The sequence below is a fragment of the Marinomonas pontica genome (assembly GCF_026191375.1).
Classification (GTDB): Bacteria; Pseudomonadota; Gammaproteobacteria; order Pseudomonadales; family Marinomonadaceae; genus Marinomonas; species Marinomonas pontica.
Genome location: NZ_JAODTL010000037.1, coordinates 1 through 17,336, shown reverse-complemented (window position 1 = coordinate 17,336; position 17,336 = coordinate 1). Strand labels below are relative to the sequence as shown.

Sequence of the window (17,336 nt, the reverse complement as noted above, 5' to 3'; positions counted from 1 at the left end):
AAGCCCAAATTATGTTTAACCCGATCCAGATTGCAGCAAAAGGAAGTCGCCCAAGAAAAGGGGCGACACGAAGAACACCCCCACCACAAAAACGCAAAACAGCATGGTGGTTGTGGCTGCTGGTTCCCGCGATTTTGATTGCATTTATTTACGCACTCACACAGCTCAATCAAGTGGCCCCCAAAGCGGCACCCGCACCGGTAGAAAAACCCAAAGTCGCACAAAAGCCCAAACCAGCAGCGCCAAAAAAAGTCGAAGAAACCACAAAGGGCGTCCCTAAGAAAGACACCTTTGAGTTCTACCAAATACTGCAAAACAGTGAAGTGGATACCAGTCATGTCGATGCTTATCAATCCACACCTCGTGGCGAACAAGACTTCTACTACATGCTACAAGCTGCTTCATTCAGAAACCCAGAAGACGCCGATCGCATGCGCGCCAAACTGATTCTGTCTGGCATGGTTGAGACCAATATTCGCAAAACCATTGGCCAAGGTGATCAACCTTGGTATCGCGTCGTGCTTGGCCCTTATGAATCTCGTTCGAAAATGAACCGCGCGGAAGACAAACTCGTGTCCATGGACATCTCGTCTTACTCCTATAAAGTCAAAAAAGACCAATAACCACTTTCAGATAATCGTCCAGATTGCATACAGAAAATGAAAGCCTTCTCTGTGTGCAATCCTCGCTTGAAATCCGACCGCTCGCCCCCATTTCGTTAGTATCGAAACGGGAGTAGACCATGACAACGATTCTTACTGTACGCAAAGGCAACCAAGTCGTCGTAGGCGGCGATGGGCAAGTATCTTTAGGCAACACTGTGATGAAAGGCAATGCACGTAAAGTGCGTCGTTTGTATCGAGGTGAAGTCATTGCTGGCTTTGCTGGCGGTACAGCCGACGCATTTACACTGTTCGAACGCTTTGAAGGCCAGCTTGAAAAGCACCAAGGGCATCTTGTGCGCGCCGCGGTAGATCTCGCTAAAGATTGGCGATCCGACCGCGCGTTACGCAAATTAGAAGCCATGCTGATCGTTGCTAACAAAGAAAGCACGCTGATCATCACGGGCACTGGCGATGTGGTTGAGCCACAACACGGCGCATTGGCCATTGGCTCTGGTGGTAACTTTGCCGAAGCGGCCGCTCGCGCCTTGATTGATAACACAGAGTTATCGGCCAAAGAGATCGTTGAGAAAAGCCTCAACATCGCCGCGGACATTTGTGTGTTCACCAACCACAGTTTGACCATAGAAGACATCACCATCGACCCGCAGCTTGAAGACCAGTCTAAATAAGGTTTTCCAAAAAGCGACGCAACCATCATTCAAGAACGTAGCATTCAAGAACATAGAAGAGAATTCATCAATGAGTAGCATGACCCCAAGAGAGACGGTTAACGCCTTAGACAATCACATCATTGGCCAACAAAAAGCAAAACGTGCCGTGGCGATTGCGCTGCGCAACCGTTGGCGTCGCATGCAGCTGCCTGAAGACATGCGCGCAGAAGTGACACCAAAAAATATTTTGATGATTGGCCCCACGGGCGTAGGTAAAACCGAAATCGCTCGCCGCTTAGCAAAATTGTCTAATGCGCCTTTTATCAAAATCGAAGCCACCAAGTTTACCGAAGTCGGTTACGTCGGCCGCGATGTGGAATCCATTATTCGTGACCTGGTCGAAATGGCGATCAAAATGCTGCGCGAACAAGAAACAGCCAAGCTGCGTCACAAAGCCGAAGACGCTGCTGAAGACCGCATTCTTGATGTGCTATTGCCACCCGCTCGTGGCGGTGACCCTGAATTAGCAGACAACAGCACACGTCAGACATTCCGTAAAAAGTTACGCGAAGGCCAACTGGACGACAAAGAAATCGACATTGATGTCGCCGACTCGCCAATGGGTGTCGAAATCATGACGCCACCTGGTATGGAAGAAATGACCAGCCAGTTGCAAAACATGTTTTCTAGCTTCGGTTCTCAAAAGACGAAAAAACGCAAGCTGAAAGTCAAAGAAGCCTTGCGCCAAGTTCGTGACGAAGAAGCGGCAAAGCTGGTTAATGAAGAAGAGTTAAAAGCCCGTGCTGTAGAAGCGGTTGAGCAAAACGGCATCGTGTTCTTAGATGAAATCGATAAAGTGGCAAAAAGCTCAGAACGTTCTGGCGGCGAAGTGTCCCGTGAAGGTGTACAGCGCGACCTATTACCATTAGTCGAAGGTTGTACGGTGAGCACCAAATACGGCATGATCAAAACCGACCACATTTTGTTCATCGCATCGGGTGCGTTTCATCTGTCTAAGCCATCGGATTTGATTCCTGAACTGCAAGGTCGCTTACCTATTCGCGTTGAGCTAGACGCACTCACCGTCGACGACTTCAAACGTATTCTGGTCGAGCCAAGCGCGTCTCTCACGAAGCAATACGTGGCGCTCGCGAAAACAGAAAACATCAATTTGAACTTCACCGAGGAAGGCATTCATCGCATTGCTGAGATCGCTTTCCAAGTAAACGAGCGCACAGAGAACATCGGTGCTCGTCGCCTGCACACGGTACTTGAACGCTTGCTTGAAGAAGTGTCCTATTCCGCCAGTGATATGCCTGACGATCAAACCGTCGACATTACGGCCGCCTATGTCGATGAGCAACTTGGGGAAATCGCCGAAAACGAAGACCTAAGCCAATACATCCTATAATTGATTTCATCGTATAACACGCCCCTTCAATGAAGGGGCTTCATAGGACAAAACAATGGCAACGCCTGCGCCCACGTCGATCAACTACCACAAACAATCCCGAGAATTAGCCATCGCTTTTGCGGATGGACAATGCTTTCGCCTGAGCGCGGAATACCTTCGGGTTCACTCACCCTCTGCGGAAGTCCGAGGGCACGGTTTGCAAATGCCGATATTACAATACGGTAAAAAAAACGTGGCTATCCATAATATCGAAGGCGCTGGAAATTATGCGCTCAAAATATCCTTTGACGATGGTCATGACACAGGACTTTACACGTGGGAATACCTCTACAATATTGGTAAAAACCATGATGAACTCTGGCAGATGTACCTAGATCGTCTTGAAAAAGAAGGGCAAACACGGGACACTTCTGTTATTCAAATCCACCAGCTTTAGTGACAACACTTAAGCCGCCATGATCGAGACGTTTTTATGGGTTCACTGACATTATCGGCACTTAGCGCGATTGAAAACGCCATTAACCTCGCCCTGAAACAAGACACACCTTCCCAAAATCGCCTAAGCAAATTGGCAGGACAACAAGTCTTTCTTTACGTGGAGGACTTCGACTTTATTCTGCAGATTCACATTCTTGAACAAGGCGTCATGCTCAACAGACCCGAAAGTATAGAAGAGATAGAGCTTGATCCGCGATTAGATACCCTAGTGCAAGGACCGAGCGCCGCGTACCGGAAACTGCTCGAAGGCGATGGTTTCTTTGACGGTGACTTACGCATTCAGGGCAACGCTCAAGCCTTGATGACATTGCATAAAGTGATGGAAAACTTTGAATTGGATTGGGAAGGATTGCTTGCTGATCACATTGGCGATTTATCCGCCGCCGCTTTGGCTCGTCTGCTACGCGCTCAGTGGTCTTGGAGCAAAGAATTCGCCACCAGCACCAGAATGCAACTGGTTCAACATCTACAAACCGACAGCCAACTTCTGCCAAGCAAAATTGAATTCGACCACTTCGTCGATGAAATGGAACGCTTCGGCACCTTAATAGATCGCGCTGAAGCTAGGTTGAGGTTGTTAGCGAAATAACGAAGATGGACTCAAGAACAGAATCGAAAATGAGTCCATCGTTACCGACTATCCTTGATCCGCAGCCTGATACTGAGCCAACGCTGTTGTGACCTTTTTAAATACACTCTAGTTTCATTGTAAGGCAACTGGGTGACAAGACGCTGATACACTTCTTCTGATGATAAGCTGTTTATCACGTCTATCGCGGGGTTCATGACCTTGCGACGCTGAGGGTGAAACACGCTCGCCACATTTCCAGCACCCGTATTATAAGCCGCAATCATACAATACAGCCGGCTTCTTTCATCTTTGATATCTTTTAGGTATCGAGTATCAAGCAAATGTAAATAGCCCGTTCCGAAGCCGATGTTGTCTTTCGGCTGAAAGAGCAAAGACGCTTCAGGGCTGTCACTTTTGCTATTAAGCATTTGGTTCACATCCAGTCCTGCAGAGTCTGGCACTATTTGCATAAGACCAAAGGCAGGAATAGGAGACTGAGCTAACGGGTTAAAACTCGATTCTGTTTGCGCTATAGCAAGAATCAGGTTTTTATCTACATCGTATTTCTCACCCATCGCCACCGCTGTAGGCATAAATGGCGACGCTCTTTTTAAGAACACATTCTCTGGTAAGTTGATACGAACCCTGCTTATACGTTTGCTTATGGCACTTTGCGGCACATCTGACGCCCCCTGCCCCATTTTTTGTAGAAGAGGAGGCACAACAGCCGTATCCGTTTCTGTTGTGTTATTTTTTGCAAGATCAGCCAGTGTGCTGTCATCGCTTATGCTTTTTAACAAAGAATCAGACGCGTGTTTAATCGCCACTTTGGATAATACAGGATCATTGGCTAACGCCTGATTAACCGAGGTATTTTGCAATGCCAATAGCGCTTGCTCTACATCAGGCGCCTCATCTGAAAGCGACTCAACAATAATTTCATTGTTTTCATAATCGAGCACCGTTCGCTGTTCGAGATCATCACTGTAAACAACGTATTGGTGTTGCCCTGAAAGAGCGGTTTTATCGCCCCACTTGCCCGTTACTTTATTCTTAAACGCCATATAACGAGCTTGGTATTGCGTTTTAAACTCTTTATAACTTGTCTGACGGCTCGCTTTCCATTCGGCATAACTGCTAGCACCAACAGAAAAGGAGCCAAAACATATAAAAAGCAGTACGAATTGAGAAACTTTTTTCATTTTATAGGCACCAAAAAAAGGGGCTACGAATAGCCCCCTTATCATTTTATTTACCGCCGAGCTCCTGACGGACTTGATCCAGTGACTTGTCACTTTCTTCCATCAAGAATTGACGATACAGCTCAGGAGAATCATCATTCAAAGCCGTGTTCACTAAGGCTTCCATGTTTTCCGCATAAGCCGCCTTATTGAGACCGACTAGGACATACATGTTGCCCTTGGGGCTCGTTTGAGTGCGATAAATGCGAGACTTTGTCAGCGTCATCGTCGCCAAGGTTTTCTGAATCCGTTCAGAAACATCTGCGTTTGTCGTGCCTTCTTCTGTTTGGCTGTCGGTCGTTAGTCTAGACAAGCGCGTCTTCACTTCCGAAGCAAAATACCCAGTTAAACGAGCTCTGGCTTCAGTTGTTGCAACATCCGTCATCATGCCAGGGCCTGATGCTAGCTTCCTAGAATAGCCAACAGCCTGAATTTCTAGGTCATCGACTGGATGATTACAAACCCAATTTGGGGCCACTACATCCAAGTTATCTGGATATTTACACCCATCATTTACGAGGTCTTTAGTAAGTACAGATGAACAACCTGCCAGTGCAAAAACCGATAACGTCACAACCCCAGCTTTCAGTAAACGCATCATAATATCCCTATATTAAAAGCTTGGTAATTTGACACAAGAACCAAATACTTCAGACTCGCCTACGTCACACTTTCCATGATCCAATCGTGCGATGTCTCCGATCTTTAGTTCGTTGATCAATTCTTCGTCGCCCACATACACATAAGCGCCTTGACCGTCGATGCCTTCAGCGATCATTTCACCTTCGCCCAATAAGGACTTTTCAATACGAACCTCATTGGTGATTGGAGTGATATGGCTTTTCTTACGGTAAAACTTCACAGTAGCCCCTTCCATAGCGCCCGATTTTTTGCCAATCGTGACACGGAAAAGCGCTTTTGAAGCGTCTTCGTTGTCTCTACGCTCGATAACGTAAGCCGCTGGCGCTAAATCATTTAATGTTTCACCTGAGCCTGACTTGATCGCATCATTTAATGCTTTAGTCATAAGCCCTCTTGCTGCTGCTTCTGAGATTGGGCAATTAGAACGTGTTGTATCAGTCGAAAAACTGGATGAGCCTTCATACTCATAGGTATTGATTAGTTCCATGGATGGTACTTTATAGGCACGGACATACAGCTGACCTTGGCTGGAAAAACGACAGTAAGCATCCGACTTGTGGTACTTACCTTTCTTATCCTGCCAAGTGTTGGCTTCATGGAATGTTGAGCCGTATTTTACGCTCGCAATTTTGGTCATGATGGCAATATCAGCAACCGCAGGACCGGAGGTGCGAAATTTACCTGATGCCTCAGCCGCCAAAAGCTCACTTTTCAATTTAGTGGCCAACGTACGATCTACAACGATGTTCCCAGACTTCAATAGTCGCTGTGAAATATCATCGTATACATCATTTGCGAATACCTTGTCGTAATCATCGCTGTATTCAACAGGAGAAAGGATAATCTTGTAGCCGTGACCACTCATTTGAGCTTTTAACTCTTCTTGAGTCGGTGCCATTTCAGCATGAGGCACAACAACAGGCGTTGTATCCTTAGGCTTTAAATTTCCGCCCATACAACCAGTCAGTAAAGTGGCACCCATCATTGTTGCACCAAGGAGAACGTTTTTCTTGAACATATATAAGACTCTATCTATTTAGTTTCCATACCGAAGACCTTCCAAAGACCTTCACCCTTTATTTTCTGAACAGCCATTGACTGGGTGGCATTTTTGCCTACATCCAATCCAGAAACTGAAGCGGCACTGACCTTCCAATGGCTTGAAGACACAACTCCTGAGCCATCGGTTAACGTGCCAACGAAATCCATTTTTACTATGTTCTCACCAAACAAAACGCTTGAACTAAACTGGGTATCGTAATCAATAATAAGGTCGCATTTTTTACAGTCGTCTACTCTTAAACCTTGCGAGAGTAAGTCGGCGATAAGTGCACGATTGATCAGCGTCCGATCACCTTTAATCTTTACCGAGAGGGGTGTTGTGACGTAGCATGACGAAGCTTCTGAGCAAGATAAGGAGTAATATCTTTGCTCGTAAGACCAGATATTAACGAGGCCAATTTATCGCCTTCCTCAGCTCGCGATACAAAATGGCGGGTCGCAACCCACCACTGAAAACGGCTGATTTGTTGATTCGCTAAAAGCTTAGCCAATTCATTCTCGATCGTATTTAGCTGACGAGACCAATTATTAACCAAAGCGTCTTTATCAACGCGAACCAGAACCATAACGCGGTCAGAAATTGTGTCTGTTTTAACGATTTCAAAATGGCTTAAGGAGACTTTTTCTATTTCAGATGAAAGCTGACGATCAATGTAATCGGATGTGGAGATGGTTGTTTCTTGAGTGCGCCGGGACAAAGAAGCACTGATAGTCGTCTGAAGCTTTCCAGCTATGTTTGATAATGCTTGCTGATTTGCAGCGTTGAGATGAGCGCCTTCACCTAAACCATATAGCCATTTAGAGTTATCCTCCGGTGGAGATACCCACCAGTCTGGCATGCTAGGCTCAAATCCTGGGAAGCTTTGACAGGCAGACAACATCAAGGCGATAAGACTGCAAATAAGATAGCGTGTCATCACTCGTCCTTGAAGTACGCTGCGTATTCATATCGAGTCACTAACATGTCTGCAGCAGTGGATGCGTCTATATCACCTACGGAGAAAACATTCGGTTTAATCGCGCCCCGCAGTGAGTTAAGAACATCAGACGATTGATCCTGCCCATTTTTGAGAAGACTGTCATTCAATTCCGCAATTTGATTTCCACTCATTGTCGACTCACTGTATGCCGCACCGTACCCAACATAAGCGACAAACTGATTAAAAAACAGACCAGCACGCCCTAACGAGTGGCTTTCTAAATAATAGGTTAAGTTGGCATCATCCGAACGGATTTCATCAAAATAAGGTGAGTATTCAGCATAAACAAAACGACCAAGTTCCTTCCCTGAAAATGGCAATACAGGGTAAAAAGAACGATCTAAACTGATGATTTGATAACCCTTAATATAATTATTCTGCGTCGCAACCGTGAGAATATATTTTGAATTAGGGTAATAGCGATATTCTAATTCTTTATTCGTTTGTGATTCTTTTATAACAGTGGCAATGCCAAAGGTTTGCTCTATGAAGTGGATATTACCGCCCACTTTCACTTTAGAAAGCTGCTCTAATTCAATTTTATCGGTGAATTTGGCAATAAAGCCTTCGTACATTTCAATTGACATTTGCTTAGTATCCGACCATTGGCCAATAGAAAGCATAATTGCAGCAATTGTGAAAATGACACTTTGAACACGCTTAATAAAGCGTGGTTTTTCAGTAGGCACATATTCCATGTGTTTAAATTAAATCCATTTACATTGTAAAGAAATCGCATTAAACACCACAAATTCCTTATAGATCAAGCAAAAAAAGACACTATCCTGACATTTCTAGTCTTTTTTGACGTTTTTTTTCGAAACGTCCAAGTTTTGTTTATTTCACAACCAGAATAAAACTCAACGTAGTGTCTGCAATGAGACCTTAAATATCACATCCATTTTGGGAGGGTGGTTACTATATTTAGATTATGTAAAACGCCTTTTTATTTAAATAGCCAATGTTTTATCGACTAGTCCCAGTTCTACTAAAATACACACCAACAATCGTAATCACAAAACCAATAATTTGAATCATCGTCATAGATTCGCTGAACAGAAAGTAACTTTCTACCGCAGCTAACGGCGGAGCCAGTAACAACATAGTAGAAACTTGTGATGCTCGGACTTTTCTTAATAACCACACCATTAAAAAAACACCGCCGCCAGATAAAACCAGCACACCCCAAATGACGAGCAAGAAAGATTCCAACTGCACGGCAAATAAGGTTTCACCAAGTAACAACATAAAGCCAATCGAGACAACACTCGCGGCGAGGTTTTGAATCGCCATGGAACTGAAAATATCAGACGATGATATCGACATTTTTTGATAAGTCACACCAAGAGACAAAGCCAATATCGCAACGCAAGCCAAGGTAAACGTCAGTAACGTAATGCCCCCATGACTCATATCTAGCTCTAGCGCTGGACTGATAACCAAAACTAACCCAACTATGCCAACCAACATGCCGATGACACCTTTCAAGGACGTTTTTTCTTTGATCAACAAGAAGGCAAGCAAGGTCACTAACGCTGGTTGCAATGCGCCAATTAAAGCCATAACGCCAGCGGGCAACCCTTTTGCTATGGCAACATAGGCAAAGCCCAAGTAAAAGCCATTCATCAACATACCGGCAATAATGTGCTTTGGTAATTCATTCCACGCAGGAAAGCGTCGACGCTGCCACAAGGCAATGGCAAGAAACAGCAAGCCTGCTAAAACAAAACGAACACTCAAAAAAACATTAGGATCGATCAAACCGACGATAAGTTTGCCGGTGATAAAGCCTGTTGACCAAATCAGCACCAAGAGCACATATAAAAATGCCATACAAAATCCCTTTTAACTTCTCGTTATGAGAAGCAATTTTTAATTTCTTCGCTCGAAGAACCTAAACCTATCAAAAAGCTCAACTTCACAAACGCGGCTTCGTAAGTCATGTCTTTGCCTGAAATCACGCCCGCTTTAACCAAAGCAGAACCCGCAGCATAAGCACCAGCGGCTACGCTTCCAGCACCGCACTGGCTCACATTAACAATAACAACACCGCGGTCTGTTGCGGCTTTTAGAAGCGCTAAAAGAGCGGGATCCTTATCGGGCGCATTGCCAGCACCATAACTTAATAACACCGCCCCTTTTACATTTTCACTTAATAAGCCTAACCAATGCGAAGCTTGAACGCCGGGAAACACAGGCAAAATGGTCACAGCGCCCTCCTCCATCTCTGGGATACGAACGTTCATCGATTTTTGTGTACTGTCGGTCACAGCCCAGCGCCAATCGATGCCTAGCACCCCTCGCTCTGGGCAGTTCGGAGAACTGAACGCTTGCCAGTCACTGGTGTGCGCCTTATGTGCGCGGTCGCCTTCGATGAGTCGACCAGCGAAAAATAAAAACACACCATTGTGATGCTTTACACAATTAAGCGCTTCACAAGCAGAGATGGCGCCCATTACATTGATCATGGCATCCGTGCGAACTTTATACATAGGCACTTGTGAGCCAGTGACAATAATCGGCTTATCACCGTTCTCAAACATACAAGACAACGCCGCCGCGGTGTACGCCATGGTGTCTGTACCATGTAAGACAATAAACGCATCAAAGTCCTGCCACCTGCTTTCAATGTCTCGGGCAATGGTTTGCCAGTCTTTTGGCGTGGCATTGGAAGAATCAATTAAGCTTGGGTAACTTGCTATCACAAAGTCATGGGTAAGTTCATCGGATGCATTTAAGTGTTGGGCAAGATGGTCAGCAAACGCGGCATCAGGTGTTAGCCCTTGCTCGGAAGGCACCATGCCAATCGTGCCGCCCGTATAAGCAATATAAATCTTCATTTGCTGCTTGTTCCTCTTTGTTTGTTTCATTTGGCCATGAATTATGTCACTTAACGCTGAAAACACAAAAGGCGCTCTTCGACTAGAAAAGCGCCTTTTAATTTACACATGAAAGCGTAGAAAAATCACATACGCTCTAGCGTTTCGATACCTAACAAAGACAAGCCAAGCTTCAGCGTTGAAGCCGTATTCAACGCCAATTGCAGACGGCTATGTTTCACGTCATCTTCGGCGTTCAGGATAGGACAGGCTTCGTAGAAAGTCATAAAGGTACCTGCTAAATCGTACAGGTAAGAACACAAGAAGTGCGGCATACCGTCATTAGCGACCTGCTGAATCGCTTCTTCAAACTGACACAACTTCACTGCTAGAGCACGCTCTTGTGGTTCTTCAAGTGCAATGTCACCCGTCAAGCTCGCCACGTCCATCTCTGAACGTTTTACGATACTTGCTACGCGAGAATAAGCGTACAACAAATAAGGCGCCGTGTTGCCTTCAAAGCTCAGCATGGTGTCCCAGTTGAACACGTAATCACTGGTGCGGTTTTTCGATAGGTCAGCGTATTTGACCGACGCAATACCAACCACACGGCCGATGTTACGCAGCTCTTCTTCGCTCATTTCTGGGTTCTTCGACGCCACCAATTGGTATGCACGCTCTTGTGCCTCTTCCAATAAAGAAGACAATTTTGCTACGCCGCCAGAACGAGTTTTGAATGGTTTTCCATCGCTGCCCATTACCGTACCAAACGGCATGTGCTCCAATTGTGTTTCTGGTTTCACAAAGCCGGCTTTACGAGACAAGGTAAAAATTTGTTGGAAATGCAAAGACTGACGTGCATCCACAAAATACAACACGCGATTGGCATTCAAGGTATGTTGACGGAAACGCACCGCCGCTAAATCCGTTGTCGCATACAAAAAACCACCGCCGGTTTTCTGCACGATGATTGGCGTAATCTCGCCTTCTTTGTTAGCAAACTCTTCCATGAACACACACTGTGCGCCATTGGATTCTTGCAACAAACCTTGGTCTTTTAATTCATTGACCACATTTTGTAGGTCATCGTTATACGCGCTTTCCGGCATGACGTGCTGACGCTCTAAAGACACACCTAGCATCTTGTAGGTTTCTTCACAGTGCGCCATAGAGATTTCGATAAACTCGTCCCAAAGTGCCAAGCACCCTTCGTCACCGGACTGCAACTCAACCACCAACTCACGAGCACGAGTAGCAAAAGCCTCATCATCGTCAAAGCAGGTTTTAGCGGCACGATAGAAGCTTTCAAGATCAGAAAGCGCCATGCTAATTTTGGCGTTTTCGGCACGTAAGCGTTCCATGTACGCCAGCAACATACCGAATTGTGTTCCCCAGTCACCAACGTGATTTTGACGAACCACATGATGGCCAAAAAACTCCAGAGTGCGAACCACCGCGTCACCAATTACCGTCGAGCGCAAATGGCCGACGTGCATTTCTTTGGCTAGGTTTGGCGCTGAATAATCCACGACCACCGTTTCAGGTTCTAACACTTCACTAACATCCAAACGCTCACTACCGCGTAACGTCGCTAACTCTTTGCTGAGCCAAACATTTTTCAAGAAAATATTGATAAAACCTGGGCCCGCGATTTCAACTTTATCGGCGACATCTGACAAGTCCAATTTCTCTAATGTGGCTTGAGCAAAATCACGAGGATTCATTTTTAAGGCTTTCGCCGCGCCCATGATGCCGTTAGCTTGGTAATCACCAAATTGAACTTTTGCCGATTGACGAACTAACGCGGCGGCCGTATCCGACGCACCAGCGGCAACCATGGCGGCTTGAATGCGCTGATTTAAAAGAGTTTGAATATTCACAAGGGAGACCTTTAAACAGTAAATATGTCACTAAAAATAGCGGCATATTAGAATCACACAGCCCTCTCACTGTCACCAATGAGAGGGCTGAATTCAAAAAATAATGGCACTAATGATAACCGATTTTCGCGCTTTTAGCGAAAGAACAGCTTGCAAGCGTCGTTGTTATTTTCGTCTTGATAAGGATAACCAAGCTCATCCAAGAAATGTGTCACGTCCGTTTCTTCGCCGACCGCTTGCAAGCCCACCAAAACGCGACCATAAGCATCACCATGATTGCGGTAATGGAACATGGAAATATTCCATTGGCCACCAAGCGTGTTTAAGAATTTTAGCAACGCGCCTGGACGTTCTGGGAATTCAAAACTATAAAGCAACTCGCCTTTATCGCTGCGCAAATGCCCACCAATCATATGGCGAACATGTACTTTAGCGGTTTCATCATCAGTCAAATCCACGATTTCATAGTCTTTCAAATCGTCTAAAAGCTCTTTACGGCTATGGGGGCTGCCACCTAAGGCAACGCCAACAAAGATTACCGCCTCTTGGTCATCGCCATAACGATAGTTGAATTCTGTAATATTACGACCAACCAAGGCTTGGCAGAAGTCTTTAAAACTACCAGGGTGCTCAGGAATTTTCACCGCAATAATGGCTTCGCGTTTTTCACCTAATTCTGCGCGTTCTGATACATGGCGCAAGCGATCAAAGTTGACGTTCGCGCCACTGTTGATGGCAATGAGCGTTTGGCCTTTTGCGTCTTCGCGCTCAATGTACTTTTTCAAGCCAGCCAAGGCGCAGGCACCTGCAGGTTCGGTAATCGCACGCGTGTCGTCGTAGATGTCTTTAATCGCTGCACACATTTCGTCTGTGGTTACAGTGATTACTTCATCAACGGTGTCTTTGGCAATCGCAAAGGTATTTTGACCAATTTCAGCCACCGCAACACCTTCAGCAAAAATGCCCACCGTCGATAATCGAGTAGGCTGGCCTTTTTCTAAGGCAATTTTCAAACACGCCGCATCTTGTGGCTCAACACCGATAATCTTGATGTCTGGACGCAGGTATTTTATGTAAGCTGCGACACCGGCAATTAAACCACCGCCACCAACAGGGATAAAAATCGCATCAATATTGCCTTCATGTTGATGAAGGATTTCCATGCCGATGGTTCCTTGACCTGCGATTGTGTCTAAGTCATCGAAAGGATGCACATAAACTTGGCCGGTTTTTTCCATAATTTCACGAGATTTTGCCGACGCTTCATCAAAAGCATCACCAAACAACACCACTTCCGCACCATGATTTCGCACCGCGCTGACTTTCACTTCCGGTGTGGTTGCTGGCATCACAATCGTGGCTTGAATACCCAGCTTTTTCGCCGCCAAAGCCAAACCTTGTGCATGATTTCCTGCCGATGCGGCAATCACGCCACGGGCGCGTTCTTCCGGTGTTAACTGACAAATTTTGTTGTATGCCCCACGAATTTTGAAGGAGAAAACAGGCTGTAAGTCTTCTCGCTTCAAAATAATCTCGTTGCCCAATCGATTCGACAATTGATTGGCACGAGACAGTGGTGTTTCTACGGCGACGTCATAAACGCGTGCCTGTAGAATCTTTTTGATCATGGTATGGGGCATAATATTTCCTAAACGAATATAGATCGACAACGCGGTATTCTTAACGGCACCTACGCTGACTGCTAGTCAAAAAAAACCGAGTAGGAAATATACTCTTTCACCCCTCGAGGCGCAAAGACCGAAGCCCTCTATATACACATCAAAATCGCATAAAATCCGTAAATGGCGGAGTAAGTCAGGGTAACAATCAATAGATGAAGCGATTATAATGTGATCTCAAACACCATTTCCCCCTAGCAAAAACTACAATAGAAGATGAACATCACCATGACTCAAGATGAATTAAAACAAGCGGTTGCAGAAGCGGCGGTTGCCTACATTCTTCCTATGCTAGAAACCGATACCATTGTCGGCGTTGGCACAGGTTCAACGGCCAACCTCTTCATTGACGAATTGGCTAAGCACAAAGGGCTATTTGACGGCACAGTTGCCAGCTCAGAAGCTTCTGCGGAGCGTCTAAAAAAACATGGCATTCCTGTCTTTGACCTGAACAGCGTTGACAGCATACGTGTGTATGTCGATGGTGCTGATGAATCGAATGACAACCTTCATTTGATCAAAGGCGGCGGTGCGGCGTTAACTCGTGAGAAAATCGTCGCGGCTTGCAGTGATGAATTTGTCTGTATTGCCGATGAATCGAAGCTTGTTAATGTGCTTGGTGACTTCCCGCTTCCTGTAGAAATTATTCCAATGGCACGCGGCCATGTAGCACGTGAACTGGTAAAATTAGGCGGTGATCCGGTTTATCGTGAAGGCGTTGTTACCGACAATGGCAACCATATTTTGGATGTCTACAATCTAGAAATTCTAGACCCAGTCGCCTTAGAGAAAAGCATCGACGGTATTGTTGGTGTGGTAACAAATGGCTTGTTCGCCAAACGTTCCGCGGATGTGCTTTTGCTTGCAACCAAAGACGGTATCAAGACGCTAAAGAAATAGTACAGCCGATTCAACTCCTCGACACAGCGAGGAGTTGAATCAAGCTAAATCATTTAAAATATGTCCTTAAAACCAGCGACTTTTTCGCATTAACACGAACTGACCACCGCCTAAGACCACCAAAACTACGCAAAACAGCCAGAAGGCCATGCTGCTTTCCGTACCGGGCATTCCACCAATGTTGATACCAAACAAACCCGTTAAAAAACCTAGCGGCATAAAAATACCAGATAGGATGGACAAGACATACATTCGTGCGTTCATCTTTTCTGACTGTAAGTTGGCAAACTCTTCTTGCATCAGCAAACAACGTTCACGCAAGGATTCCAGCCCTTCCACATAGCGAGTGATATCGTTGGCAGCTTCTTGCACCTGTGCTGTTTGCTCTGGTGTCATCCACGCAATAGATTCCTGCGCCAATTTATTGATGGCTTCTTTCTGAGGCACCAAAAATCGTCTCAGTCGAATGGTTTCCAATCGACGCTGCACCAATGAGTCTCGCTGCCCAGCTTCAATTCCTTCTCCAATGCTTTCTTCTAAATCCGCCAACTCATCTTCTAAGCCAGTAATGACTTTTGCCATTCGGCCTGTTAGCGTTTCCGTCAAGGTCGCTACAATATCAGCGGTATTAACTGGCCCCTCATTATTGGATAGATCTTTTACGACATCTTGAACGGACAATAGTTTTCGACGTCGGCTTGATACAATGAAATGAGGCGTCACCCAAAGGCGCAGTGAGACCATATCGGACGGATTCGACTCAGGGTTTAAGTTCACTCCACGTAAGGTTAATAATAAACCTTTGCCCATTTTCACCGTGCGTGGACGAGTTTCTTCGGCAAACAACGCTTCAACGGCCGTTTCTGGTATATCATTCAAACTAGATAGCCACACTCGACCTTCTTCTTCACTGCAATCTAAATGCACCCACCGACAGCCCTGGCTCGGCAAAGTGGTCGGAAGCTCGGCTGAGGTGAGTTGAGTTGCACCACCTAAACCATCAAGCTCTAAGTTATGTATAACAAATGACGACATATCCTTTCCTCTCATTTTTTGCGTAGATTATCCGAAAACAGTCGATTTCCCTATTTATTTTGCTCTCATCTCACCCGCTTGGCTGACACTTAATAACGAGAATGGCATAATTTCAACAACCTCAAATAACAAGGACCAGTCAAACCATGCCAAACCTAACCGATGTTTTAGCATCCAGCGCGACACCTCAATCTCTACAAACAGTATTAACGGTCACGACCAATACTTGTATCGACATTTCTGATGCGCTGAAACAAGGCTCTCTTGCTGGTATTTTAGGCATGGCTGGCAATGAAAATGTTCAAGGTGAAGAACAAAAAAAATTAGACGTTATTTCAAATGACATGTTAAAAGACGCCTTGCTTGCTTGCCCTGCAGTAAGAGCCATTGCATCCGAGGAAGAAGACTACATTGTTCCAGCCAACACACAGGGTGAATACTTCATCGCTTTTGATCCACTAGATGGCTCCTCTAACATCGACATCAACGCGATGGTCGGTACTATCTTTTCCATCTATCGTCAGACTGGCGACAAGCCTGCCGTCGAAGAGGACTTCCTAATTCCTGGCAAAGAGCAAGTAGCAGCAGGCTACGTGCTGTATGGCCCATCAACCATGCTGGTTCTAACAACAGGCAATGGCGTTAACATGTTCACTTATGACACAACGAACCATGTTTTCACATTAACGACTGAAAACGTTAAAGTAGCCAAAGAAACACAAGAGTTTGCCATCAATATGTCCAATCAAAGGTTCTGGTCAGAAAATATCCAAAACTATGTAAATGATCTTGTACAAGGTCGAGATGGATCTCGTGACAAAAACTTCAACATGCGATGGGTAGCCGCTATGGTCGGCGATGTTCACCGTATTCTTTGTCGTGGTGGTATTTTCATCTACCCTTGGGACAGCAAGGACCCGTCTAAAGCTGGCAAATTACGCTTAATGTACGAAGCCAACCCAATGGCCATGCTTCTTGAGCAAGCTGGCGGCAAAGCGCATACACATACTCAACGTATCCTAGATATTCAACCAGAAGCCATTCATCAACGTGTAGCGGTTATTTTAGGTGCAGCAAACGAAGTGGATAAGTGTTTAACTTATTAACACACAAAAGGATGTGCATTTTATTTTGAGTGCATAACTTAACGAGTTAATAACAAAAGGTCGTTTACGCGGCCTTTTTTATTGCCTAATAACTCTATTCCCACTCGATAGAAGCAAATACGCCATTTACTTATCATCGGACTCAAGTGAAGAGACGGTAGGCATGCTAACAATGGCATGTGTGTCCCAGCGTGAGCTTCATATAGTTCCTCACGCGTGGCGAAAGTGGTGTT

The 17,336-nt window shown here is 45.5% G+C and carries 19 protein-coding genes; 8 read left to right on the top strand and 11 right to left on the bottom strand.

All coding sequences use genetic code 11. From position 1 onward, the window contains the following. Window positions 1-11 precede the first annotated feature (11 nt). From N5P32_RS08975 to N5P32_RS08955, 5 genes are all read left to right on the top strand, one after another. The gene (locus N5P32_RS08975) at window positions 12-623 is read left to right on the top strand and encodes an SPOR domain-containing protein (RefSeq protein WP_265728751.1); all 612 of its coding nucleotides are present in this window, start codon (window positions 12-14) and stop codon (window positions 621-623) included. Window positions 624-742: 119 nt separating this feature from the next. Further along, the gene (hslV, locus tag N5P32_RS08970; RefSeq protein WP_265728750.1) at window positions 743-1,294 is read left to right on the top strand and encodes an ATP-dependent protease subunit HslV; all 552 of its coding nucleotides are present in this window, start codon (window positions 743-745) and stop codon (window positions 1,292-1,294) included. 70 nt (window positions 1,295-1,364) lie between these two features. Further along, window positions 1,365-2,687, top strand: a complete 1,323-nt coding sequence (gene hslU, locus N5P32_RS08965) for an ATP-dependent protease ATPase subunit HslU (RefSeq protein ID WP_265728749.1) — start codon at window positions 1,365-1,367, stop codon at window positions 2,685-2,687. Between the two features lie 55 nt (window positions 2,688-2,742). Continuing rightward, a complete protein-coding gene (locus N5P32_RS08960) occupies window positions 2,743-3,126 on the top strand; it encodes a gamma-butyrobetaine hydroxylase family protein (protein WP_265728748.1) in 384 nt (127 codons plus the stop codon). Window positions 3,127-3,162: 36 nt separating this feature from the next. Continuing rightward, the gene (locus N5P32_RS08955; protein ID WP_265728747.1) at window positions 3,163-3,777 is read left to right on the top strand and encodes a ubiquinone biosynthesis accessory factor UbiJ; all 615 of its coding nucleotides are present in this window, start codon (window positions 3,163-3,165) and stop codon (window positions 3,775-3,777) included. Window positions 3,778-3,818: 41 nt separating this feature from the next. Here N5P32_RS08955 and N5P32_RS08950 read toward each other — a convergent pair whose 3' ends face one another. From N5P32_RS08950 to N5P32_RS08940, 3 genes are read right to left on the bottom strand one after another with little or no spacing between them, the layout of a single operon-like run. Further along, window positions 3,819-4,961 carry a murein transglycosylase domain-containing protein gene (locus N5P32_RS08950; protein WP_265728746.1) on the bottom strand — a complete coding sequence of 381 codons (1,143 nt, stop codon included), beginning with the start codon at window positions 4,959-4,961 and terminating at the stop codon, window positions 3,819-3,821. A 46-nt stretch (window positions 4,962-5,007) separates the two neighbouring features. Next, window positions 5,008-5,601 (bottom strand): LPP20 family lipoprotein, encoded by a 594-nt coding sequence (locus N5P32_RS08945; protein WP_265728745.1) that lies wholly within the window; start codon window positions 5,599-5,601, stop codon window positions 5,008-5,010. A gap of 12 nt (window positions 5,602-5,613) precedes the next feature. Beyond that, complete coding sequence (locus tag N5P32_RS08940) at window positions 5,614-6,627, bottom strand: hypothetical protein (protein ID WP_265728744.1); 1,014 nt, start codon at window positions 6,625-6,627, stop codon at window positions 5,614-5,616. Between the two features lie 126 nt (window positions 6,628-6,753). On the opposite strand from N5P32_RS08940, the gene N5P32_RS08935 reads away from it, so the two are divergent. Further along, window positions 6,754-6,903, top strand: a complete 150-nt coding sequence (locus N5P32_RS08935) for a hypothetical protein (protein WP_265728743.1) — start codon at window positions 6,754-6,756, stop codon at window positions 6,901-6,903. 103 nt (window positions 6,904-7,006) lie between these two features. Here N5P32_RS08935 and N5P32_RS08930 read toward each other — a convergent pair whose 3' ends face one another. The 6 genes from N5P32_RS08930 to ilvA all read right to left on the bottom strand — a co-directional run bounded on the left by N5P32_RS08930 (window position 7,007) and on the right by ilvA (window position 14,023). Further along, a complete protein-coding gene (locus tag N5P32_RS08930) occupies window positions 7,007-7,621 on the bottom strand; it encodes an LPP20 family lipoprotein (protein ID WP_265728742.1) in 615 nt (204 codons plus the stop codon). Beyond that, window positions 7,621-8,382: an ETEC_3214 domain-containing protein gene (locus N5P32_RS08925; protein WP_265728741.1), complete on the bottom strand. Its 762-nt coding sequence runs from the start codon at window positions 8,380-8,382 to the stop codon at window positions 7,621-7,623. The genes N5P32_RS08930 and N5P32_RS08925 overlap by 1 nt, the downstream gene beginning before the upstream one ends. Before the next feature lie 268 nt (window positions 8,383-8,650). Next, window positions 8,651-9,517: a DMT family transporter gene (locus N5P32_RS08920; protein ID WP_265728740.1), complete on the bottom strand. Its 867-nt coding sequence runs from the start codon at window positions 9,515-9,517 to the stop codon at window positions 8,651-8,653. Between the two features lie 23 nt (window positions 9,518-9,540). Beyond that, complete coding sequence (locus tag N5P32_RS08915; protein WP_265728739.1) at window positions 9,541-10,524, bottom strand: asparaginase; 984 nt, start codon at window positions 10,522-10,524, stop codon at window positions 9,541-9,543. Between the two features lie 125 nt (window positions 10,525-10,649). Next, window positions 10,650-12,383, bottom strand: a complete 1,734-nt coding sequence (argS, locus tag N5P32_RS08910) for an arginine--tRNA ligase (RefSeq protein WP_265728738.1) — start codon at window positions 12,381-12,383, stop codon at window positions 10,650-10,652. Between the two features lie 134 nt (window positions 12,384-12,517). Then, on the bottom strand, window positions 12,518-14,023 hold the full coding sequence (gene ilvA, locus N5P32_RS08905; protein ID WP_265728737.1) for a threonine ammonia-lyase, biosynthetic: 1,506 nt from the start codon (window positions 14,021-14,023) through the stop codon (window positions 12,518-12,520). Window positions 14,024-14,290: 267 nt separating this feature from the next. On the opposite strand from ilvA, the gene rpiA reads away from it, so the two are divergent. Next, window positions 14,291-14,962, top strand: coding sequence for a ribose-5-phosphate isomerase RpiA (gene rpiA / locus N5P32_RS08900; RefSeq protein ID WP_265728736.1), 672 nt, complete (start codon window positions 14,291-14,293; stop codon window positions 14,960-14,962). Between the two features lie 66 nt (window positions 14,963-15,028). Here the strand turns inward: rpiA and N5P32_RS08895 are convergent, their stop codons facing one another. Beyond that, a complete protein-coding gene (locus tag N5P32_RS08895; protein WP_265728735.1) occupies window positions 15,029-15,997 on the bottom strand; it encodes a zinc transporter ZntB in 969 nt (322 codons plus the stop codon). Between the two features lie 146 nt (window positions 15,998-16,143). Here N5P32_RS08895 and N5P32_RS08890 point away from each other — a divergent pair, with 146 nt between their 5' ends. Continuing rightward, the gene (locus N5P32_RS08890; protein ID WP_265728734.1) at window positions 16,144-17,103 is read left to right on the top strand and encodes a class 1 fructose-bisphosphatase; all 960 of its coding nucleotides are present in this window, start codon (window positions 16,144-16,146) and stop codon (window positions 17,101-17,103) included. A gap of 38 nt (window positions 17,104-17,141) precedes the next feature. On the opposite strand, the gene N5P32_RS08885 is transcribed toward N5P32_RS08890, so the two are convergent. Continuing rightward, window positions 17,142-17,336 (bottom strand): hypothetical protein (locus N5P32_RS08885; protein WP_265728733.1); only part of this gene is annotated, 195 nt, incomplete at its 5' end.